The organism is Kitasatospora sp. NPDC059648 (assembly GCF_042734825.1).
Classification (GTDB): Bacteria; Actinomycetota; Actinomycetes; order Streptomycetales; family Streptomycetaceae; genus Kitasatospora.
On record NZ_JBHWDU010000056.1, the window covers coordinates 35,070 to 56,529 of the forward strand.

Below are 21,460 nucleotides of genomic sequence, written 5' to 3' on the forward strand. Positions count from 1 at the left end.
GCAGCGGCGGAAAGGCGTGATCCGGCCACAGTCACCGAAACCGATACCGAGAACCCCCTTACGTACGGGCTTCCGCCCGGATAACGTGCGCTGGTGTCCTGAAGGCGCTCGAATTGAGAGCTGCGTCACGCCGACCGTCACCCCCACCCTTCCGACGGCGAGCCGGGCGCGGCACCCTCGGGGTTGTAGGCCCTGAACAAGTAGGACGTCCTAGCGCAAGCGCGCCAAGGGCGGACGCTGGGTAACGTTCTCGTGAGGGACGCCGTCGGAACAGGATCACCACCTGCCACGCAGTAGGTGCGCACACCCACGCGCGCCCCGCGAGGCGGTGACCGGACCGGTCACCGGCGACCCCGGGCGGCCGGACAGACCGAGGAGTGAACGTGACCGTCAAAAGCACGGCGAGGGCTCGCAAGAAGGCGGCCCCCGCTGTCCCTGACACCCTCCGCGCCACGGGGACGGACGCCCAGCCGGAGCTCGTACAGCTGCTCACGCCGGAAGGCGAGCGGGTCGAGCACCCGGACTACCCCCTGACCACCACTCCGGAGGAGCTGCGCTCGCTCTACCGCGACCTGGTGCTGGTGCGCCGGTTCGACGGCGAGGCGACCGCCCTCCAGCGCCAGGGCGAGCTGGGCCTGTGGGCCTCGCTGCTCGGCCAGGAGGCCGCCCAGGTTGGCTCCGGCCGGGCCATGCGCACCGGCGACTACGCCTTCCCGACCTACCGCGAGCACGGCGTGGCCTGGTGCCGCGACGTCGACCCGCTGAACCTGCTCGGCATGTTCCGCGGTGTGAACCACGGCGGCTGGGACCCGAACGAGAAGAACTTCCACCTGTACACCATCGTGATCGGCGCGCAGACCCTGCACGCCACCGGCTACGCGATGGGCATCACCAAGGACGGCGCCGACGACGCGGTGATCGCGTACTTCGGCGACGGCGCCTCCAGCCAGGGCGACGTCAACGAGGCCTTCACCTTCGCCTCGGTCTACAACGCCCCGGTGGTGTTCTTCTGCCAGAACAACCAGTGGGCGATCTCCGAGCCCACCACCACCCAGACCAAGATCCCGCTGTACCGCCGAGCCTCCGGCTTCGGCTTCCCGGGCGTCCGGGTCGACGGCAACGACGTGCTGGCCTGCCTCGCGGTCACCCGCTGGGCGCTCGACCACGCCCGCAGCGGCAACGGTCCGGTGCTGATCGAGGCCTTCACCTACCGGATGGGCGCGCACACCACCTCCGACGACCCGACCCGCTACCGGCTCGCCGAGGAGACCGAGGCCTGGAAGGCCAAGGACCCGATCCTGCGGCTGCGCACCCTCCTGGAGAAGGAGGGCCTGGCGGACGAGGAGTTCTTCGCCGCCGTCGACGCCGAGAGCGAGCAGCTGGGGCTCCGGGTGCGCGAGGGCGTGCGCAGCATGCCGGACCCGGACCCGACGCTGATCTTCGACCACGTGTACAGCGAGCCGCACGCGCTGGTCGATGAGGAACGGGCCGGGTACGTCGAGTACGCGGCCTCCTTCGAGGCGGGGGAGAACCACTGATGGCCGGTCAGCTGAGCATCGCCAAGGCGCTCAACGACGCGCTGCGCAAGTCGCTGGAGAACGACCCGAAGACCGTCCTGATGGGCGAGGACATCGGCAAGCTCGGCGGCGTCTTCCGGATCACCGACGGCCTGCAGAAGGACTTCGGCGAGGACCGGGTGATCGACAGCCCGCTGGCCGAGTCCGGCATCATGGGCACCGCGATCGGCCTCGCGCTGCGCGGCTACCGCCCGGTGGTGGAGATCCAGTTCGACGGTTTCGTCTACCCCGCCTTCGACCAGATCGTCTCCCAGCTGGCCAAGATGCACGCCCGTGCGCTGGGCCACGTCAAGATGCCGGTCACCGTGCGCATCCCCTACGCGGGCGGGATCGGCGCGGTCGAGCACCACAGCGAGTCGCACGAGGCCTACTTCGCCCACACCGCCGGTCTGCGGGTGGTCACGCCGTCCAGCGCGCACGACGCGCACTGGATGCTGCGCCAGGCCATCGAGTCCGACGACCCGGTCATCTTCCTGGAGCCCAAGCGGCGTTACTGGGACAAGGGCGAGGTCGGCGCCGCCGCCGACCTGGCGCTGCACGACGCCCGGATCGTCCGCCCCGGCACCGACGCGACGCTGATCGCCTACGGCCCGATGGTCAAGGTCTGCCTGGAGGCCGCCGCGGCCGCGGAGGAGGACGGCCGCCGGCTGGAGGTCGTCGACCTGCGTTCGCTCTCCCCGGTGGACTTCACCACCCTGGAGGAGTCGGTCAAGCGCACCGGTCGGGCCGTCGTGGTGCACGAGGCGCCGGTCTTCCTGGGCATGGGCGCCGAGCTGGCCGCCCGGCTCACGGAGCGGTGCTTCTACCACCTGGAGGCACCGGTCCTTCGGGTCGGCGGCTACTACGCCCCGTACCCGCCGTCCCGCGTCGAGGAGGCCTTCCTCCCCGACCTGGACCGCGTGCTCGACGCCGTCGACCGCGCGCTCGCGTACTGATCCCGGGGAGCGCAGATGACCACCGAAGTTCGCTCGCTCCGCGAGTTCAAGATGCCCGACGTGGGCGAGGGCCTCACCGAGGCCGAGATCCTCAGCTGGTACGTCAAGCCCGGTGACACCGTCACCGACGGGCAGGTCGTGTGCGAGGTGGAGACCGCCAAGGCGGCGGTGGAGCTGCCGATCCCGTTCAACGGGGTCGTCGAGCAGCTCTTCTTCCCCGAGGGCGCGACGGTCGACGTCGGCACCGTGATCATCTCGGTCGCGGTGGCCGGGGAGGCGGTGGCCGCTCCGGCCGCCGCGCCCGCGCCCGCCGCTGCTGCCGCGGCGCCGGCCGGCGAGGCCGAGCCGGAGCGCCGGGAGGTGCTGGTGGGCTACGGCCCGCGCACCGGCACCGCCCAGCGCCGGGCCCGGCGGACGACCACCACGGCCACGGCGAAGGCCGCGGCGCCGCAGCCGGCCCCGGTCGCACCCGCGGTTCCGGCCGCCCCGGTGGCTCCGGCGGCGCCCGCCCCGGTCGCCGGAGTCCCGGCCGGTGAGCGTCCGTTGGCCAAGCCGCCGGTTCGAAAGCTGGCCAAGGACCTCGGCATCGACCTGTGGGCCGTCACCCCGACCGGCCGGGACGGCGTGATCACCCGTGAGGACGTGCACGCCCACGCCGCGGCCCGGTCCGCTCCGGCGGCCCCGACCGTCGAGGCGGTCGTGGTCGAGGCGGCCGAGGCCGTCGTGGCCCCGGTGCCGGTGTCCGGCTCGGGCGACGTCCGGGTGCCGATCAAGGGCGTCCGGAAGGCGACCGCGCAGGCGATGGTGGCCTCGGCCTTCACCGCTCCGCACGTCACCGAGTTCGTGCAGGTCGACGTGACCCGCACGATGAAGTTCGTCCGCAAGCTGAAGGAGAGCGGCGAGCTGGGCCGGGACGTCCGGGTCAGCCCGCTGCTGCTGGTCGCCAAGGCGCTGCTGGTGGCGATCAAGCGCCACCCGGAGATCAACGCCCAGTGGGACGAGGCGGCCCAGGAGATCGTGGTCAAGGGCCAGGTGAACCTCGGCATCGCCGCGGCCACCCCGCGCGGCCTGATCGTCCCCAACATCAAGGACGCCGGGTCCAAGACCCTCGCGGGCCTGGCCACTTCGCTCGGCGAGCTGGTCGAGACCGCGCGCCAGGGCAAGACCTCGCCGGCCGACATGCAGGGCGGCACGGTCACCATCACCAACGTCGGCGTCTTCGGCGTCGACACCGGCACCCCGATCCTCAACCCGGGCGAGGCGGCCATCCTGGCCTTCGGCGCGGTCCGGGAGATGCCGTGGGTGCACAAGGGCAAGGTGGTCCCGCGCCAGGTGACCACGCTGGCGCTCTCCTTCGACCACCGGCTGGTGGACGGGGAGTTGGGTTCCAAGGTGCTGGCCGACATCGCCGGCCTGCTGGAGTTCCCGAAGCGCCTGATCACCTGGGGCTGACGGCTCACCGGAGTTGACGAAGGGGCCCTGCTCCGCACCGCCGTGCGGAGCAGGGCCCCTTCCGTCGCTCCCGACCGGTGACCGGCGACCGGTGTCGGCGCCCACCCGCCGGGCGACTACCGCCGGCGGAGGCGGCGGACGGCGAGCAGCACGCCGGCGCCGAGGGCGAACAGGGCGGCGGCCGAGGTGGCGAGGAAGGCGTCGGTGCCGGAGGCGCCGGTGTGCGCGAGCTGGGCGGTGTCGGCCGGGGCGGCGACGGCCGGGGACGAAGTGGGCCGCGCGGCCGGGGACTTCGGAGCCTCGGCGGCGGATGCGGCCGGGGCCTTCTCGGCGGCGGGCGCGGCCGGGGTCTTCTCGGTGGCGGGCTTCACCGGCGCGGGCTTGGCGGCCGGCGCCTGCTTCACGGCGGCGGGAGCGGTCCTGGGGTGGGTGACCTTCACGGTGCGGAGGTCCCAGGACTCCAGCTTGGCCTTGTCGTTGCCGGCGTCCGTCGCCAGGTTCAGCGCGGTCAGGTCCTTCGGCGAATCGGGCGAGAGCGAGACCCTGAACATGAAGTCGGCGGCGCGGCCGTTGGCCAGCGGCTGCGCCAGCGAGTCGGTGTCGGCGTCGATCCCGATGCAGCCCCGGTTGAGCTTCAGCGGCTTCCAGGCGCCGTGCTGCATGACCTCGACCCGGAGGTCCCCGGTGCGCAGGGGGGTGCCCGGCACGGCGGTCGACAGGCTGAAGGACGGAGCGGTCCTGGCGACGTCGGCCCCGGTGAAGTTGGTGATCGAGAGGCCGAATTCGCTCCAGCTGCCGTCGGCCGCGACGCTGTTGGAGTCGAAGACCCGGAACTCCGCGGACGGGACGGTCGGCTTGTCGACCGCGTGCGGGGCGTCGAACCGCCCGTCGCCGCAGGCCCAGGCGGTGTCGCTCATCGCGAGGACCTGGACGCCGCCCGCGAGGACGGCGGTGGCGGCGAGGGCGGCGATGCGTCGGCGGCCGGAGAAGGCGCGGTCGTTCTTCGCGAAACGGGTGATAACGGGCTTGCGCATGACGTGACTCCCCAAGGTCATGATGATGACGGTGTGCTGATGAAGACGACCGGCCCCGCTCCTCGCGAGCGGAAGCGCCCCCCGGCTCCGCCGGTCTCGCTCTCCGTGCCTTCACCCTGATGGACGTCCATCCCCGCCGGGGGTTGCAGGTGGATCGAAAAGTTTTTTCGGGAGTCTTCGGCGGGGCTCCGGGATACTGCCGGAATGACGGATGAGCTGACGGTCCGACCGCAGAAGACGGTGGCCGAGGGTGGGGAACGTCGGTCGCTGCGGCGGGACGTGTCGGCGCCGGCGCTGCTGGCCGGGCTGGTCTGCGTCGCGGTGTCCTTCTCCGGCCCACTGGTGGTGGTGCTCGCGGCGGCCGCCGCCGGGCGGCTGGATCCGGCGCACACCGCGTCCTGGATCTGGGCGGTGGCGATCGGCAGCGGGGTGAGCGGCTTCGTGCTCAGCTGGTGGACCAGAACGCCGGTGGTCACCGCCTGGTCCACCCCCGGGGCGGCGCTGCTGGTGACCAGCCTGGGCGGCTACCCGTACCGGGAGGCGGTCGGGGCGTTCCTGGTGAGCGCGGTGGTGGTGACGCTGTTCGGGGTGACCGGCTGGTTCGGCAGGCTGATCGCCGCCGTGCCCGTGGGGATCGTGAACGCGATGCTGGCGGGCATCCTGTTCTCCTTCGGCGCCGGGATCTTCGGCGCGGTGCACAGCGCGCCGGTGCTGGTGGTGGGCAGCTTCGCCGCCTTCCTGCTGGCCAAGCGGTTCGCGCCCCGGTACGCCGTACCGGTCGCGCTGCTGGTCGGCGGGGTGCTGGCGGCGCTCACCGTCGGACTGCCGCTGCACCTCGGCCCGGGCGGGCCGACCGTGCCGGTGCTGACGGCGCCGGCCTTCTCCTGGTCCGCCGCGGTGGGGCTGGCGCTGCCGCTCACCATCGTCGTGCTGGCCTCGCAGAACGCCCCGGGCCTCGGGGTGATGCGGGCCTTCGGCTACCGGGCCGACGACCGGCTGCTGATCGGCTCCACCGGCCTGATGTCGCTGCTGATGGCGCCGTTCGGCTCGCCGGGGGTGAACCTGGCGGCGATCACCGCGGCGATCTGCTCGGGCCCGGAGGCCCACCCCGATCCGCGCCGCCGGTACGTCGCGGGGATGTCCTCGGGTGCCGGGTACGTGCTGGTGGGCAGTTTCGGCGGGGTGCTGGTCAGCCTGTTCACCGGGCTGCCGAAGGAACTGATCGCGGTGATCGCCGGGGTCGCGCTGCTGGCCTCGCTGCAGGGCAGCCTGGCGGCGGCGGTCGCCGAGGAGCGCGGGCGGGACGCGGCGGTGGTGACCTTCCTGGCGAGCGCCTCGGGGATGAGCCTGTTCGGCATCGGCTCGGCCTTCTGGGGGCTGCTCTTCGGGCTCGGCACCCACCTCCTGCTGGACCTGGGGAGGCGTTCCCGTGACTGATCGACGGAATTGATTGGTATGACCGGGATGGTGCTAGTCGTTCGGCCAGGTCGGTGACTTTTTCGTCCGCCGGTGGGGGCGACACGCCGGTCCGGGTACGTCTCCGCTCCACCACCCGGGCGACACCGGGTGACCGGAGCACCGAGGACGCACCCGTATGCCTGCTGGCAATCCTGGCCGTCTCGTCCGGAGTCTGGCCGCCCTCGTACTGGTGTCCACCGCAGTACTCCCCGCCGCCCTGGAACTGGTCGGCCCCTCGCCGTTCGGCGTGATCGGGCCGGGCGCCGCCCTCGACCGGGCCGTGCCCCCGCACACCGCGCTCCGCGCCGACCAACGGATACCCGGGGCCGCCCCGACCTTCGACATACGCCGGACCGGGGACCCGTCCAACCGGATCACCCTGGTCCTGCTCGGCGACGGCTACACCGCGGACGAACAGGAACTGTTCCGGCAGCAGGCCGACAGGACCTGGCACGCCCTGATGGACATCGAACCGTTCCGCACCTACCAGGGGTTCTTCAACATACGGAGGGTCGAGGTGGTCTCCCCGGTCTCCGGGATAGCCGAGACCGAGAGCCGCGGCCGGAACCCCGCGACCCCGCTGGGCATGCACTTCTGGTGCGAGGGGACCGCCCGGCTGCTCTGCGCCGACGAGGGCGCCGCCGCCCGCTACGCCGGGGACGGAGCCGGGCCGCAGTACCTGATCGCGCTGGCCAACTCGACCGAGTACGGCGGCGCCGGGGGCACCGGGGTGACGACCCTGGCCGGGGGCAGCCCGGACGCCGGGCGGATCATCCAGCACGAGATCGGGCACACCGTGGGGGACCTCGGCGACGAGTACGACAGCGCCCCCGACGACGCGGACTACCCGAACCTCTCCGCCCTCAACGCCGACGACATGAAGAAGAAGCAGACCAAGTGGTGGCGCTGGCTGGGCGCGGTGTCCCCGGACGGCGCCGGCACCGTCGGGGCGTACCGCAGCGCCAACGGCCTCTACCGCCCAACCCCCGACTCGGTGATGCGCACCCTGGGCAGTGCCTACAACCTGCCCTCCCGCGAGGCGATCATCGAGGAGCTGTACCGCAGGGTCCGGCCGACCGACCCCCCCTCCCCGCCGCCCGGCGAGGTCACCGGGCTGCCCCGGCTGGACGTCCGGCCGCTGTCGCTGACCGGCTCCCGGCAGCTGGAGGTGGACTGGAAGGTGGACGGCGCCCCGGCGCCCCCGCAGGCCGCGGACGGCGGCTCGCTGGACACCGCGAAGCTGAACCTGGCCCCGGGCCGGGCCGCGACCGTCACCGCGACCGTCCGGGACACCACGGACTGGGTGCGGGACGAGGCCTTCCGGGACCGCTACATGACCAGGTCGGTGTCCTGGACGGTCACCGGCTGAGCAGGCCGCTCTCACCCCAGGCTGGGCGCCCAATCATGGGATGACTAATCTGGACGAACTATGACCGTGGAGCCAGCTGGTTCAGCCCCGTCCCTGTCCGTACCCGCTCCCCGAGCCACCGCCGAGACCCCGGCCGCCGTCGCGTCCCCGGCCGTCCCCGTCGTTCATCCCGCGCCGCCCGGCGGCCGTGCGGCCTGGGCGGCCTGGTCCATCGGCGTCAGCGTCTACGTCCTGGCCGTCATCCACCGCACCAGCCTCGGAGTCGCCGGACTGGACGCCGCCGAGCGCTTCGGCATCGGCGCCTCCGCGCTGTCCACCTTCTCGATCCTCCAGGTGCTGGTCTACGCGGCCATGCAGGTCCCGGTCGGCCTGCTGGTCGACCGCTTCGGACCGCGCCGGGTCCTGCTGCTCGGCGTACTGCTGCTGAGCACCGGCCAGTTGGCCTTCGCCTTCAGCTCCTCCTTCGCCCCCGCCCTGGCCTCCCGGGCGGTGCTCGGCTGCGGCGACGCGATGACCTTCATCAGCGTGCTGCGCATAGCCGCCCGGTGGTTCCCGGCGGCGAAGAACCCGTTCGTCGCCCAACTGACCGGCCTGGCCGGGATGGGCGGCAACCTGGTCACCACCGTGGTGCTCGCCCAGGCGCTGCACAACGAGGGCTGGACGCCCACCTTCACCGCGATCGCGCTGCTCGGCGTCGCGGTGTTCGCGCTGGTCGCGCTGTTCCTCAAGAACGGCCCGGCGGTAGCCGTCCGACCGGTGGACCCTCCGGCCGTCCGCCCGAAGGTCCGGCGGCAGGTCCTGGACTGCTGGCGGGAGCCGGGCACCCGGCTGGGCCTGTGGGTCCACTTCACCACCCAGTTCCCCGGCAACGCCTTCGGCCTGCTCTGGGGCATGCCCTACCTGGTCGAGGCCCGGGGCATGTCCCGGGGCGAGGCGGGCGGGCTGCTGACCCTGCTGGTGCTCTCCAACATGAGCTTCGGCTTCCTCTTCGGCCGGCTGCTCTCCCGCTCGGCGCGGGCCCGGATGCCGATCGTGCTCACCGTCATCATTACTACCGGCCTCGGCTGGGCCCTGGTCCTGGCCTGGCCCGGCGGGCACCCCCCGATGTGGCTGCTGGTCGGGATCATCCTGGTCATGGGCAGCAACGGCCCGGCCTCGCTGGTCGGCCTGGACTACGCCCGCACCCGCAACCCGGCCGAACGGCTCGGCACCGCCTCCGGGATCGTCAACATGGGCGGCTTCATCGGCACGATGATCACCCTGTTCGGCATCGGCGTCCTGCTGGACGCCCTCTCCCCGGCGGGCGCCGAGGCCCACTCGGCGACGGCCTTCCGCTGGGCGTTCTGCTGGCAGTACGTGCCGCTGGCGGTGGGGACGGCGATGATCCTCCGGCTGCGGCGGAGGGTTGTGGCCTCGGGCGCGTGACGTTTCCGACCTGCGGAAACACGCTGACCCTCACTTCGGGTGAGGGGCAGCGCGGGCCATGAGCACGTTGAACTCACGCACGGCGGCGGCATCAGCGCCTGTACTCCCGCACGAACTCGGCCATCTGCGGGGCCGTCCCGTAGATGCGGCCGATCCGGCCGACGTTCACCTCCGCGTACACGAGTCCAGGACCGGGTGCGGGTGGGTGGCACGCCTTCGGCTGCGCCTCGCGCCGAAGGCGGATCAGGTCCACCAGCTTCAGCTTCGGGCACCCCGGGGCGACCCGGCTGCCCCGGATCCCGACCCGCTCACCGCCCGGGCAGGCGAAGTACGCGCCGAACGGCGGTCCGGATGTCGGTGTCCCCTCGGCGGACGGAGGGGAGCGACTCCTCGGTGACCCAGTCCCTGAACGGCTTGGGAGCCGACTTGTTGGACCTCATCAGCAGTGAGTAGAGGCCCGTTTCACTCACCACACGCAGGAATGGATTCCCGCGGCCGTACACTTTCTGACCTGCGGAATCGTCGTAAGCATCGCTTTTGGCGATGGTTACGAACCGCATGTCGACGGTGCGGTGCTGGCGGTTCTCCAGCCTCTTCAGCGCGTCGGCCGGGTTCCCTCGTCCCAGCACACGACCTCCTTCTTCCGGGTGACGGCATGACTGCCCGGAGTAACGAGGCCAGACAGGTGAGGTGGCTGGTGCGAGGTTGACGCATGAATGCACGAGTGGTGCCGACCCGGCGTGCGGTCGTGCGTGTACGCCGGGTGGTGCGCGCCGATGAACCCCAGACGCCGTCAGATGGTGACGGAGAAGTTGGCCAGCACCCGCTCGGCCAGTTCCTTGTCCCCCTCGACGGACACCGGTCCGGGCCGGCCGCGGCCGCAGGCGAGCCGGACGTAGGTCTCCCAGTCCATGGTGAGCTGGACGTCGGGGGCCAGGCTGATCGACTCGTCCACGCTGCCGCGGCCGGCGGAGTCCACCCGCACGGTGCGCAGGAACTCCACCGGGCCGGTCACGTCGATGACCAGGGCCGTCCCGGCCGGGGCGCCGGCGGTGTGGGCGACGGCCTTGGGCAACCGCTCCAGCAGGAAGTCCCGGGCGACCAGCGCGCCGGGGGAGTCCAGGTTGCCCGGGGCGTCCAGGGCCCGGCGCAGGTCCTGCTCGTGCACCCAGACGTCGAAGGCCCGCAGCCGCAGCAGCTCGTGGTACGGCACGTCCCCGGCCAGCGGCCCGGCCGGCCAGCGGACCAGCTCGCCGGGCGTCTGCTTGGCGTTCCGCAGCGCGCGGGACCGGCGGATGATCGTGTACTCCAGCTCGCTGGTCATCTCCAGCGCGGTGTGGCAGCGGCGCTTGTCGACCGGGAGCTCGATGTAGCGGGCGAACTCGGTGGTCACGTGGCGGAGGTCACGCGGCAGCGAGTGGATCGGGCGAGGGTCGCCGAGCAGCTCGGACTCCACCGCGATCACGTGCGAGACGACGTCCCGGACCGACCAGCCGGGGCACTCGGTGGCCCGGTTCCAGGAGCCTTCGGGGAGGGGGGCGACCAGCTCCGATATGGACTCGATGCTCTGCGTCCACGCCTCGGTGTAAGCCTGCACGGTCTGGTTGTCCGTCACGGGAATCTCCGGCCCTCCGTCAGCTTTCCTACGCTCGGCGCCCGGCCGTCGCGGTCGGCCGGGATGGTCCGGCTTCCGGGCGCACACGCTAACCGCACGTTACGCTGCCGGGAGACAGCTGGGCAGCGCTTTCGGGTGACGATCGTAGGTCTCTTGCCGTGGACGGTGGTACTGTGCGCGCTTCATTGATCCAACTCGCGGTCTCGGACGCCGAGCCGCCCGCCGAACGGCGGGCCCGGGCGGCGTCGTTGGTACGGGCGCAGCGGGGCGCCGACCTGGTGGTGCTGCCGGAGCTGTGGCCGCTCGGCGGCTTCGCCCACGACCTCTGGTCGGAGGGTGCCGAGACACTGGACGGGCCCACCTCGGACGCCATGGCGTCAGCCGCCCGGGCGGCCGGGGTCTGGCTGCACGCGGGATCGATCGTCGAACGCGACCCCGACGGTCCGATCTACAACACCTCGATGGTGTTCGCCCCGGACGGCGAGCTGGTGCACACCTACCGCAAGATCCACCGCTTCGGCTTCGACAGCGGCGAGGCGGTGGTGATGGGCGCCGGGCAGGAGATCGTCACGGCGTCCACCGAGTTCGGCACCCTGGGCCTGGCCACCTGCTACGACCTGCGCTTCCCGGAGCTGTTCCGGGCGCTGCTGGACGCCGGCGCCCAGCTGCTGGTGGTCCCGGCGGCCTGGCCCGCCAAGCGGCGCGAGCACTGGACGCTGCTGGCCCGGGCCCGGGCGCTGGAGGAGCAGGCCTTCGTGCTGGCCTGCAACACCGCCGGGACGCACGCGGGGGTCGAGCAGGCCGGGTACAGCGTGGTGGTGGACCCGTGGGGCCGGGTGCTGGCCGAGGCGGGGGCGGAGGAGGAGGTGCTGACCGTGGAGTTCGACCCGGCCGAGGTGGGCCGGGCGCGCGAGGACTTCCCGGTGCTGCGGGACCGCCTGCTCGGCATTCCGGCACCCGTCCAGCGTTAGGGCGTGTCCGACGACTCCCGCCGGGCGCGAACCGTCGGACACGCCTAGGGGCCCGTCCGGCGACTCCGGCTTCCGGAGGGTTGGTTCGGACCTGCTCCGGGCCGGTTTGAGAAGATGAGCACTCGTCGTGTTCCCTGCCGCCGGTCGGCCGGTCCGTCGCGGGCCGGCACGGGGGCCTGCCCGAGGAGGTCGCGCGCATGTCCGGCACCGGCGCCGGCGACACCCCCCGCCCGGTCATCCACCGCAACAGCCTGCGCGAGCAGATCGCCGGCGCGCTGCGCGAGGAGATGATGGCCGGCCGGCTGGAGGCGGGCCGCAACTTCACCGTCAAGGAGATCGCCGAGCTGTACGGCGTCTCCGCGACCCCGGCCCGCGAGGCGCTGGTCGACCTCGGCGCGCAGGGGCTGCTGCGGGCCGAGCACCACCGGGGCTTCACCGTGCCGGAGCTGTGCTGGGAGGACTTCCTGGAGATCTTCGAGTCCCGGGTGCTCCTCACCGACAGCTTCTACCGCCAGTTCTCCGCCCGCCGGGCGCTGCCCGACCTCACCCGGCTGCCCTCGCTGCGCCGCCGGGCCGACGCGGCGGTGCGGGCCGCCCGGGCCGGGAACCTCGACGTGATGGTGGGCTGCGACCGCCGGTTCTGGCAGGAGGTGTCCGCCCTGCTCGGCAACCGCCGGATCGGGGACTACCTGGACTGGCTGCGGGTGCAGTCCTGGATGTTCGCCGCGCCCTACCTGCGCGCGATGCCCGCCCTGGCCGGGGTCTGCTGGGACCGCCACCTGGACCTGGTCGACGCGATCGGGGCCCACGACCTGGTCGGTGCGCACCGGATCGTCTGCGAGTACAACCTGTTCACCGCCCGGCTGCTGGCCGGGCTGGCCGGGCGGCCGCTGGAGTCGGTGACGGTGCTCGGGCTGCTCACCGAGGGGGCCGGCGGTGAGCCGCTGCCCGGCCCGGTCGAGACGTCGTCGGCGCCGCAGTCGTCGGCCCGGACGGCGTCCGGGGCCGGGGCCGACCCCGGGTCCACGTCCGGCCCCGGGCCCACGTTCGCTCCCGACCCCGACCTCGGGCCCGCGTTCCGGCCCGAGCTCGGCGGGCCCCGGTCCGAACGGCCCCGCCGGGGCGACGAGGCCGCCCGGGAGCTGGGCCGCGAACTGGGCCTGGGCCTCGGCCTGGTGCCGCAACCGCGCTGGGTGCCGCACACCCGGTTCGGCCGGCGGCTGTCCGATCCGCCCCCCGAGGCTCCGCAGGGACGGCCCGATCCGCACGCGGCCCCGGGCCGGTAGGGTGGGCGGTCGTCGAACCGGGTGTCCCGCACGGGCCCTCCGGGTGCCGACTCCGCCCCCGTCGTCGCCCCGCCCCCGCGGGCGATCCCGCCGTCCGGAGAGGAACTGCCGGCCATGGCCTGCGACCTCTGGCTCGTCCCCCTGGTGGACGTGCTGAGCCACAGCCCCGACAACCCCTTCCGGGACGACCTCGCGCTCTACAACGCGGTGCTGACCTCGCGCGGGCTGCCCGAGGTGCCGGTCTACCAGTTCGTTCCCGGGCTGAGCGGAGCGGTCGAGCCGATAGCCGCCTTCGACTACGACTCGCTGCACTTCCTGCGCCGTGCCTACCTGTTGGGCCTGACCGGCCTGGACATCACCCCGGTCGACTCGCTCGGCGGCGACTACGAGCAGCTGCTGGAGATGTTCGAGAGCAGCGCCGAACAGTCCCACCTGGTCTGGCACTTCGACCACGCCGGCGCGTACGTGCCGATCGAGTTCCAGACCCCGCTGGTGGACGAGGTGCTGCTGGCCTCCGGCGGTCCGCTCGGCTCCAGCCACGGGCTGCTGCGCGAACTGCAGGCCGTGGCACCGGCGCTGGGCATCGACCCGCTCAACCCGCCGACTCCGACCCGGCCGCTCGGCCCGACCGGCCTGGAGCAGCCGTTCGGGCCGCCGATCGACGACCTGCACCCCTTCGCCCGGGAGCGGCACGCCTGGTCGGGCCTGTACGCGGCGGCGACCAGGAGCGTCAGCCAGGGTTCGATGATCGTCTTCGCGTAGCGCCGTCCCGGCCGCCTACCGCAGCGGCCCCTCCGGCGGCCGCTGGCGCGGCATGGTGGGCCTGGTCCCCGGCGGCGGCAGCACCCGCACCTGGGCGCCCACCCCGGGCTCGGTGCGTCCGCCCCACGCCCCCGCGGACTGGGTGGGCAGCCGGGTCATCGACGCGCGGAACTCCAGCATCCACTCCGAGGTCTCGGTGCGGACCATGTCCGAGACGTCCTCGCAGAACCGGCGCAGCACGCCCAGACAGCGCTCGGCGGCCTCGCCCGCGGTGCCCTCGGTCGGGCCGAGCACCTCGCGCACGCACTCCGAGGCCCAGTCGAACTGGAAGGCCTCCAGTCGCCGTTGCAGCGCCTGGGCGGTGGAGATGTCCCGCATCCAGCCGGAGGTGAGCCCGAAGACCCGGTCCGCGCCGTAGCAGGCGGCGGAGAGCGCGAGGCCGACGTAGCCCCAGCCGGCGCCGTGGGTGACGGCGCCGGTCAGGTCCACCAGCGGGGCGGTCACCCCGCCCACCGCGAAGCCGGCCGACCCGAAGCGCAGCAGGCGCGCCCAGCGGCGCTTCCAGACCCGGTCCCGGCGGTACCACTCGATCGCCTCGACCGCCCGCTCCTCGGACCAGCGGTAGAGCTCCTCCAGCCGTTCGGCGGGCTCGCCCCAGTCCCCGAGCGGGAACTGGCGGGTGCTCAGATCGGTCCGACGGCGGGTGGAGGCCCGCCGGGCCACGGCTGCGGCGGGCTGGTCCTCCTCGCCGATCTCCTTGCCCCAGGCACTCTCCTCGGGCTGCATTTCCGGCTGGCTCACCTGTGGGGCTCCCTGTGGCGGGCGGGCGGCTTGGTCTGTCGGCGCATCGGCTGACATGACGTCTGCCGGTGGTTCTCCAACAGCACTTCTTACCGCCAAATGGCTGACCGTGGGGACGCTTCCCTGCTGATCGTTACCGGTTTCGGCCACCGGAACCCGAGGTGGGAGGGTTGCGGGGGGCGGCGAGATTTCACCCGTCCGAGCGAGGCCCCGGTGACCCGCCGTCCTGACCCGGGCACCCGCCGCGCATGTGGGCCCGCCGTTCTTGGAGGATCCTCCGAGGTCGTCGGCGTACGGACCGCTTCTCCTGGAGGATCGGACGATGGTTCGGCGGGACCGGAGAGCGGCCGGAACGGGCCACCGACTACGCTGCCTGGCGTGAAGGTCCTCGTCATCGGCGGCGGCGCCCGCGAACACGCCCTGTGCCGCTCCCTGTCCCAAGATCCCTCCGTGACCGAGTTGCACTGCGCCCCGGGCAACGCCGGGATCGCCCGGGTGGCGACCGTCCACCCGGTCGACCAGCTGGACGGCGCCCAGGTCACCGGGCTGGCCGCGAAGCTCGGCGCCGACCTGGTGGTGGTCGGCCCCGAGGCCCCGCTGGTGGCCGGCGTCGCGGACGCCGTGCGCGCGGCCGGCATCCCGGTCTTCGGCCCCTCCGGCGCGGCCGCGCAGCTGGAGGGCTCGAAGGCCTTCGCCAAGGACGTGATGGCCGGCGCCGGCGTGCCCACCGCCCGCTCCTACGTCTGCACCACCCCGGAGGAGGCAGCCGAGGCGCTGGACGCCTTCGGCGCCCCCTACGTGGTCAAGGACGACGGTCTGGCGGCCGGGAAGGGCGTCGTGGTCACCTCCGACCGCGCGGCCGCGTTGGCGCACGCCGCCTCCTGCGAGCGCGTGGTCATCGAGGAGTTCCTGGACGGCCCCGAGGTCTCGCTGTTCGCGATCACCGACGGCACCACCGTGCTGCCGCTGCAGCCCGCGCAGGACTTCAAGCGCGCGCTGGACGGCGACGAGGGCCCCAACACCGGCGGCATGGGCGCCTACTCGCCGCTGCCGTGGGCGCCGGCCGGGCTGGTCCAGGAGGTCCTGGACACCGTCCTGCAGCCGACCGTGGACGAGCTGCGCCGCCGCGGCACCGAGTTCTCCGGCCTGCTGTACGCGGGCCTGGCGCTCACCAGCCGCGGCACCCGGGTGATCGAGTTCAACGCCCGCTTCGGCGACCCGGAGACCCAGGTCGTGCTGGCCCGGCTGCGCACCCCGCTGGCCGGCGTCCTGCTAGCCTCCGCGACCGGCACCCTGGACCAGCTGGAGCCGCTGCGCTGGGACGAGGGGGCGGCCGTCACCGTGGTCGTCGCCTCCGAGGGCTACCCGGCCGCGCCGCGCACCGGCGACCCGATCGAGGGCCTGGCCGAGGCCGAGGCGGACGGCACCGCGTACGTGCTGCACGCCGGAACGAAGGCGGACGAGGACGGCCGGGTGCTCAGCGCCGGCGGCCGCGTCCTGTCGGTGACCGCGACCGGCGCCGACCTGGCCGAGGCGCGCGACCGCGCGTACGCGGCCGTGGAGCGGATCTCGCTCAAGGGCGGCCAGCACCGCACCGACATCGCGCTGAAGGCTGCCACCGCCTGAGGCACCGACGCCCCCGCGGCCCCCGTGCGAACCGCTCGCACGGGGGCCGCCGCGTCTTCCCGGGCGAGCGGTCCCCCTCCCGGGAGAGGCGGGCGGGCCTCCGAGAACGGCGGAACAACCCGCAGGGCGCAGCGCCCCCGGCGTTTCCGGGGCCGGAGCGGTTCCGGGGGCCGACGCACCGTTCGGCGGCCGGATTCCAGCCCATCGGGTGACAGCAACCGCATCCGGCTGACGCAACCGGGCGCCCGGCCTTATGGTGCGCTGGATCGCAGTGTGACGCGGCCGTGCGCCGGGGTCGCCGCCGGGTAGCGGCGTGCCCGCGGGGGGATGCTGGACGGCGATCGGCCGGGCGGTCGCCCGGTGCTTCGCACCGGACCGGTCCCGGGAGTCCGGGCGGCGTCACCGGAGCGATCCGGCGGCGTCACCGGGACGAGTGGAAACCGGGGCGATCCGGAACACCCGCCCGGACCGGGGCGTCGAAAATGTCAGTAGCGCCACACAGCATGCACTGCCGGGGATCGGATGCCTCCGCTTCCCGGTCGGAACTGATCGTTTCGAGTCGGCTCAGGGCCCGTAGGCGGGCGCCCGAGGGCTCCGAAGGGGGTGCCGCACCGTATGGCCGTCGACACCGCGCGCGCTCACGCCCAAGCGGTCCTGCGGGTCCGGGGCCTCGCCCTGGCCGCCGCAGTGCTGCCCGCCGCCGTCGCGGCGGTCCTGCTGGCCGGCCGGCTCACCGGCCGGATCGGGGCCGCCGGATCCTCCGACGCCGCCGGGTGGGACACCGCCCGCTGGGTGGTCTGCGTGATCGCCGCGCTCACCCTGCTGGTGGCCGGGCTGACCACCCGCGCCCTGCGCCGGGCCGTCCCGCCGCAGACCCCCGCCGTGCCGGTCGAGCGCGCCGCCGCCCCCGAGCTGTACCGGCTGATCGACGAACTGGCCGACCGGCTGGACGTCCCCGCGCCCTCCGCCGTGGCCCTCACCCCGGACTGCGACAGCTGGCTGGAGGACGTCCCCCTGCCGCGGCGCGCCCGCGCCCTGCGGCCGCACCCCGCGGGGCCCGCGCCGGTGCTCGTGATCGGCTCGCCCTTCCTCTGGTGGATGCGGGCCGGCGAACTGCGCGCCCTGCTCGCCCCCGTGGTGGCCGGCACCGCCGCCTCCGCCGACCCGGAGATCGCCGCCGCCCGCCGCTTCCTGCGCGGCCTGGACGCCTGTCTGGACTCCGGACCCGGCGCCACCGCCGGGCTCGGCGGCGCCACCCCGGCCGCCCCGCCCGCCCCGCCGCGCCGCGGCCCGGCCGGGCTGGCCGACCGGATCACCCGGCGGATCACCCGCCGGCTGCTGGGCGCCTGCCGCGGCCACTCCGCCGAACTGGAGCGGTCCGTCGCGAGCTGGGCCTCCGAGCAGGCCAGGACGGTCGACTACGGCCTGCGGATCGCCGCCCAGGAGCAGGTCGGCCTGGCGTACGCCGGCTGGGACCGGCTGCTCACCCGGGTCGCGCTGCCCGCCTGGCGGCTCGGTCGCCACCCCGCGCACCTGAACGCCGGTGTGGTCTCCGCGCTCACCGAGCTGTCCCGCCGCGACCGGCTGGCCGACGGCTACGGCACCCGGCTCGGCGACCGCCCCGCCTGCGACCTGCTGGAGGAGCCCGGCGCGGTCGACCGGGCGGTCTCCCGGCTCGCCGCCGACCTGTTCTTCGGCCGTCCGGCGGCCGGCACCTGGCACGAGCTGGAGTGGGCCGACTACCCGGCCGCGGCGGTGGACGCCGGCTGGCGGGCCAGGGCCGCCGCCCTGCAGGCCGCCCTGGACCGGCTGGCCCCGCAGGCCCGCCCGGGCGCCCCGACCCTGACCAGGCTGCTGGCCCGGCTCGCCGAGGGCGGCGGAGAGCAGCTGGCCGCCGCCCTGGCCGCGCAGCTCGCCCGCACCACCACCCCTGCCCCGCTGCTCGAACCGGACCGCACCGGCCGTGACCTGCTGGTCGACCACGTCACCGCGATGGTCTGCTGCGCCGCCGTGGACACCGCCGGCGGCGCCCCCGGCCTGGACTGGCTGGACGGCCCGGTGCTGCTGCTCGGCGGGGTCCGTCGCACCGACCTCGCCGCCCCGGTGGCCCAGGCCGTGGAGCAGGGCCAGGACGGCCCGCTGCGCGCCTGGCTGGACGCCGCGGAAGTCCGGCTGGAGAAACCCGTACGTCTCTGACGCCCCGTGCGTCCCTGGGCTCCGGGCGGCGCTCGGCGGTCCGGCACGCGCCCCCGGGGGCCCCGGCAGCCGGTCGTCTCCGCAGGCCGGAGGCCCTGTCCCGGAGGCGTGCGAGATTCCCGACACCAATTGCTACCGTGGGGTGACGGAGCGCCAGCACTGTGTGGTGTATTAGACCGCACGCACATCCGGGGGCACGTGCCAACCGGCCGGAAGTGCACCTGGGAGGGGCGCGTGGGGACCGAACTCAACCGCCGCTGGGAGTCGGGCACGCACGCTTACAGCGTCTCCGACCCCTTCGGCCAGGGCCCGCTGCCCTGGCTGCGCAGCCCCGACCAGTACCTGGCCGGGGCCGAGGGCACCGTGCCCTGGTACGTCTCGGTGGACGCGCCGGGCCAGCAGCCGCTGTCGGCGGGCGCGCGGCCCAAGCCGCCGGTCGGCACCCCGCAGAGCTCCAACGACGTGGACCAGCAGATCAAGGGCTTCGCCTCGGCCGGGGTGATCCGCCCCGGCGGCTCGGTGGACTTCAGGGTCACCGTCAACCCGCCCCGCGAGTTCACCGTGGACGTCTACCGGATCGGCCACTACGGCGGCGACGGCGCCCGCCACATGACGTCCAGTCCGCTGATCGCCGGGCTGGCCCAGCCCGCCCCGCTGGTGGTCGAGCGGACGGTCTCCTGCCACCACTGGTGGCACTCCTGGCGACTTCAGGTCCCGCTGCACTGGAAGCCCGGCGCGTACGTCGCGGTGCTGACCACCGCGGACATGCTGCACCGCAGCCACATCCCCTTCACCGTGAGGGACTTCGCCGATCACGGGCACACCGCCGAGCTGCTCCTGGTGCTCCCGGACGTGACCTGGCAGGCGTACAACCTGTTCCCCGAGGACGGCCGCACCGGCGCCAGCCTCTACCACGCCTGGGACGGACTGGGCGGCCTGGTCGGCGAGTCCGAGGCGGCCGTCACGGTCTCCTTCGACCGCCCGCACGCCACCGCGGGGCTGCCGCTGCACGTCGGTCACGCCTACGACTTCATCCGCTGGGCCGAGCGCTACGGCTACGACCTCTCCTACGCCACGGCCACCGACCTGCACGCCGGCCAGGTGGACCCGTCCGAGCACCGGGCGCTGGTCTTCCCCGGCCACGACGAGTACTGGTCCGAGCCGATGCGCCGGGCCGTCGAGCGGGCCCGGGACGGCGGCACCTCGCTGGTCTTCCTGTCCGCCAACACCATGTACTGGCGGGTCGAGCTGAGCGCCGCCGCCTCCGGCGAGCCCAACCGGCTGCTGAACTGCCGCAAGCGGCAGAAGCCCGGCCCCGGCAGCCCGGCGGCCGGGGTGCCCGGCGCGGCCAGCGCGCTGTGGCGCGACGCCGGCGAGCCCGAGCAGCACCTGCTCGGGGTGCAGTACTCGGGCCGGGTCGCCGCGCCCGTCCCGCTGGTCGCCCGGCACACCGCGCACTGGCTCTGGGACGGCACCGGCCTGCAGGAGGGCGACGAACTGCCCGGCCTGGTCGCGGGGGAGGCCGACCGGTACTACCCGAAGGTCGCGCTGCCCGAGCACACCGAGCGGGTGCTGCTGGCCCACTCGCCGTACCGGGACCTGGCCGGCCGCACCCGCTACCAGGAGACCTCGCTCTACCGGGCGCCCAGCGGTGCGTACGTCTTCGCGGCCGGCACCTTCGCCTGGTCACCCGCGCTCGGCCGCCCCGGCCTCACCGACGAACGGGTCCAGCGGGCCACCGCCAACCTGCTGGACCGGCTCTGCAAGAACTAGGGCCGGGCCCTCGGGCCCGGGCGGGCGTGAAAGACTGCGGGGGCAGTGACCTCCCCTTTCGCGGTGCCCCACGCCCGTGAACGACCCCTGAGGACTGAGACACCTTGAGCGGATTTGTCACCAAGCCCGAGCCGGTTCAGGTACCCGGCCTGGTCCACCTGCACACCGGCAAGGTGCGCGACCTGTACCGCACCGGATCGGGCGAGCTGGTGATGGTCGCCAGCGACCGGATGTCCGCCCACGACTGGGTGCTGCCGAACGAGATCCCGGACAAGGGGCGGGTGCTCACCCAGCTCTCGCTGTGGTGGTTCGAGCGGATCGCCGACATCGTCCCCAACCACGTGATCTCCACCGAGGTCCCGGTCGGCGCCCCCGCCGACTGGAAGGGCCGCACGCTGATCTGCAAGAGCCTGGACATGATCCCGGTCGAGGCGGTCGCCCGCGGCTACCTGGCGGGCTCCGGCCTGACCGAGTACCGGGAGAGCCGCACGGTCTGCGGCGTCGCCCTGCCGGAGGGCCTGGAGAACAGCTCCGAGCTGCCCGCCCCGATCTACACCCCGGCCCTCAAGGCCGAGGTCGGCGAGCACGACGAGAACGTCCCCTACGAGGAGACGGCCCGCCGGATCGGCGCCGAGCTGGCCGCCCAGGTGCGGCGCACCACCCTGGACGTCTACGCCCGGGCCCGGGACATCGCCCGCGACCGCGGCATCATCCTGGCCGACACCAAGTTCGAGTTCGGCCTGCTGGACGGCGAGCTGGTGATCGGCGACGAGGTGCTCACCCCGGACTCCTCCCGCTACTGGCCGGCCGACGAGTACCGGCCGGGCCGCTCGCAGGCCTCCTTCGACAAGCAGCTGATCCGCGACTGGCTGGTCTCCCCGGCCTCCGGCTGGGACCGCCACAGCGAGCAGCCGCCGCCGGAGCTCCCGGCCGAGCTGGTCGAGCGGACCCGCGCCAAGTACATCGAGGTGTACGAGCGGCTGACCGGCACCAGCTGGGTCTGAGCCGAACGCGAGGCCAGGGCCTGTCCGGCGGATCCCGCGGGCGCGCGGCGCCGGACAGGCCCTAGATCCAATGCCGGTGACTTAGGTCGCGTCCGCTCTGGTGATCGTGGTGACTGCGGGGGTTGGTGGCGGCCAGTCGCGGTGTTGGGCGCGTTTGAGGGGCCAGTTGGACATCT

18 protein-coding genes are annotated in these 21,460 nt (G+C 73.7%); 13 read left to right on the forward strand and 5 right to left on the reverse strand.

The annotated features are described in order from the left end of the window. Positions 1–383 precede the first annotated feature (383 nt). The 3 genes from pdhA to ACFV1W_RS27375 are packed head-to-tail and all read left to right on the forward strand — an operon-like array spanning position 384 to position 3,964. On the forward strand, positions 384–1,538 hold the full coding sequence (pdhA, locus tag ACFV1W_RS27365; RefSeq protein WP_380419898.1) for a pyruvate dehydrogenase (acetyl-transferring) E1 component subunit alpha: 1,155 nt from the start codon (positions 384–386) through the stop codon (positions 1,536–1,538). Then, positions 1,538–2,512, forward strand: coding sequence for an alpha-ketoacid dehydrogenase subunit beta (locus tag ACFV1W_RS27370; protein ID WP_380419899.1), 975 nt, complete (start codon positions 1,538–1,540; stop codon positions 2,510–2,512). The genes pdhA and ACFV1W_RS27370 overlap by 1 nt, the downstream gene beginning before the upstream one ends. A 15-nt stretch (positions 2,513–2,527) precedes the next feature. Then, positions 2,528–3,964 carry a dihydrolipoamide acetyltransferase family protein gene (locus tag ACFV1W_RS27375; RefSeq protein WP_380419900.1) on the forward strand — a complete coding sequence of 479 codons (1,437 nt, stop codon included), beginning with the start codon at positions 2,528–2,530 and terminating at the stop codon, positions 3,962–3,964. A 116-nt stretch (positions 3,965–4,080) separates the two neighbouring features. On the opposite strand, the gene ACFV1W_RS27380 is transcribed toward ACFV1W_RS27375, so the two are convergent. Beyond that, positions 4,081–4,998: a hypothetical protein gene (locus tag ACFV1W_RS27380; RefSeq protein ID WP_380419901.1), complete on the reverse strand. Its 918-nt coding sequence runs from the start codon at positions 4,996–4,998 to the stop codon at positions 4,081–4,083. A gap of 204 nt (positions 4,999–5,202) precedes the next feature. Here ACFV1W_RS27380 and ACFV1W_RS27385 point away from each other — a divergent pair, with 204 nt between their 5' ends. From ACFV1W_RS27385 to ACFV1W_RS27395, 3 genes are all read left to right on the forward strand, one after another. Continuing rightward, a complete protein-coding gene (locus ACFV1W_RS27385) occupies positions 5,203–6,435 on the forward strand; it encodes a benzoate/H(+) symporter BenE family transporter (RefSeq protein WP_380419902.1) in 1,233 nt (410 codons plus the stop codon). 211 nt (positions 6,436–6,646) lie between these two features. After that, on the forward strand, positions 6,647–7,825 hold the full coding sequence (locus ACFV1W_RS27390; RefSeq protein WP_380419903.1) for a M64 family metallopeptidase: 1,179 nt from the start codon (positions 6,647–6,649) through the stop codon (positions 7,823–7,825). A 60-nt stretch (positions 7,826–7,885) separates the two neighbouring features. Next, a complete protein-coding gene (locus ACFV1W_RS27395; RefSeq protein WP_380419904.1) occupies positions 7,886–9,250 on the forward strand; it encodes a nitrate/nitrite transporter in 1,365 nt (454 codons plus the stop codon). Positions 9,251–9,341: 91 nt separating this feature from the next. On the opposite strand, the gene ACFV1W_RS27400 is transcribed toward ACFV1W_RS27395, so the two are convergent. From ACFV1W_RS27400 to ACFV1W_RS27410, 3 genes are all read right to left on the reverse strand, one after another. Next, entirely contained in the window at positions 9,342–9,503 is a 162-nt protein-coding gene (locus tag ACFV1W_RS27400; RefSeq protein ID WP_380419905.1) for a hypothetical protein, read from the reverse strand. A gap of 55 nt (positions 9,504–9,558) precedes the next feature. Continuing rightward, positions 9,559–9,879, reverse strand: a complete 321-nt coding sequence (locus ACFV1W_RS27405; protein ID WP_380419906.1) for a Bro-N domain-containing protein — start codon at positions 9,877–9,879, stop codon at positions 9,559–9,561. A 164-nt stretch (positions 9,880–10,043) separates the two neighbouring features. Then, positions 10,044–10,865, reverse strand: coding sequence for a maleylpyruvate isomerase family mycothiol-dependent enzyme (locus ACFV1W_RS27410; RefSeq protein ID WP_380419907.1), 822 nt, complete (start codon positions 10,863–10,865; stop codon positions 10,044–10,046). A 173-nt stretch (positions 10,866–11,038) separates the two neighbouring features. On the opposite strand from ACFV1W_RS27410, the gene ACFV1W_RS27415 reads away from it, so the two are divergent. The 3 genes from ACFV1W_RS27415 (at position 11,039) to ACFV1W_RS27425 (ending at position 13,884) form a co-directional block, all read left to right on the forward strand. After that, entirely contained in the window at positions 11,039–11,836 is a 798-nt protein-coding gene (locus ACFV1W_RS27415) for a carbon-nitrogen family hydrolase (RefSeq protein ID WP_380419908.1), read from the forward strand. Positions 11,837–12,033: 197 nt separating this feature from the next. Next, entirely contained in the window at positions 12,034–13,122 is a 1,089-nt protein-coding gene (locus ACFV1W_RS27420; protein ID WP_380419909.1) for a GntR family transcriptional regulator, read from the forward strand. A 114-nt stretch (positions 13,123–13,236) separates the two neighbouring features. Beyond that, entirely contained in the window at positions 13,237–13,884 is a 648-nt protein-coding gene (locus ACFV1W_RS27425) for a hypothetical protein (RefSeq protein WP_380419910.1), read from the forward strand. Positions 13,885–13,899: 15 nt separating this feature from the next. Here the strand turns inward: ACFV1W_RS27425 and ACFV1W_RS27430 are convergent, their stop codons facing one another. After that, positions 13,900–14,685 carry an SLATT domain-containing protein gene (locus tag ACFV1W_RS27430; RefSeq protein ID WP_380419911.1) on the reverse strand — a complete coding sequence of 262 codons (786 nt, stop codon included), beginning with the start codon at positions 14,683–14,685 and terminating at the stop codon, positions 13,900–13,902. Between the two features lie 378 nt (positions 14,686–15,063). Between ACFV1W_RS27430 and purD the strand changes: the two genes are divergently transcribed. The 4 genes from purD to ACFV1W_RS27450 all read left to right on the forward strand — a co-directional run bounded on the left by purD (position 15,064) and on the right by ACFV1W_RS27450 (position 21,284). Next, positions 15,064–16,311, forward strand: coding sequence for a phosphoribosylamine--glycine ligase (gene purD, locus ACFV1W_RS27435; RefSeq protein WP_380419912.1), 1,248 nt, complete (start codon positions 15,064–15,066; stop codon positions 16,309–16,311). Positions 16,312–16,926: 615 nt separating this feature from the next. Beyond that, positions 16,927–18,507, forward strand: coding sequence for a hypothetical protein (locus ACFV1W_RS27440; RefSeq protein ID WP_380419913.1), 1,581 nt, complete (start codon positions 16,927–16,929; stop codon positions 18,505–18,507). 234 nt (positions 18,508–18,741) lie between these two features. Then, a complete protein-coding gene (locus ACFV1W_RS27445) occupies positions 18,742–20,280 on the forward strand; it encodes a N,N-dimethylformamidase beta subunit family domain-containing protein (protein WP_380419914.1) in 1,539 nt (512 codons plus the stop codon). A gap of 104 nt (positions 20,281–20,384) precedes the next feature. Continuing rightward, positions 20,385–21,284 (forward strand): phosphoribosylaminoimidazolesuccinocarboxamide synthase, encoded by a 900-nt coding sequence (locus ACFV1W_RS27450; protein ID WP_380419915.1) that lies wholly within the window; start codon positions 20,385–20,387, stop codon positions 21,282–21,284. The last annotated feature ends 176 nt before the right edge of the window (positions 21,285–21,460 follow it).

Excerpts from the sequence above, each read along its gene's own strand:
- ACFV1W_RS27385 (WP_380419902.1), top strand. The coding sequence starts at position 5,203 with ATGACGGATGAGCTGACGGTCCGACCGCAGAAGACGGTGGCCGAGGGT.
- ACFV1W_RS27420 (WP_380419909.1), top strand. The coding sequence starts at position 12,034 with ATGTCCGGCACCGGCGCCGGCGACACCCCCCGCCCGGTCATCCACCGC.
- ACFV1W_RS27395 (WP_380419904.1), top strand. The coding sequence starts at position 7,886 with ATGACCGTGGAGCCAGCTGGTTCAGCCCCGTCCCTGTCCGTACCCGCT.
- ACFV1W_RS27440 (WP_380419913.1), top strand. The coding sequence starts at position 16,927 with ATGGCCGTCGACACCGCGCGCGCTCACGCCCAAGCGGTCCTGCGGGTC.
- ACFV1W_RS27425 (WP_380419910.1), top strand. The coding sequence starts at position 13,237 with ATGGCCTGCGACCTCTGGCTCGTCCCCCTGGTGGACGTGCTGAGCCAC.
- ACFV1W_RS27380 (WP_380419901.1), bottom strand. The coding sequence starts at position 4,998 with ATGCGCAAGCCCGTTATCACCCGTTTCGCGAAGAACGACCGCGCCTTC.
- ACFV1W_RS27370 (WP_380419899.1), top strand. The coding sequence starts at position 1,538 with ATGGCCGGTCAGCTGAGCATCGCCAAGGCGCTCAACGACGCGCTGCGC.
- ACFV1W_RS27375 (WP_380419900.1), top strand. The coding sequence starts at position 2,528 with ATGACCACCGAAGTTCGCTCGCTCCGCGAGTTCAAGATGCCCGACGTG.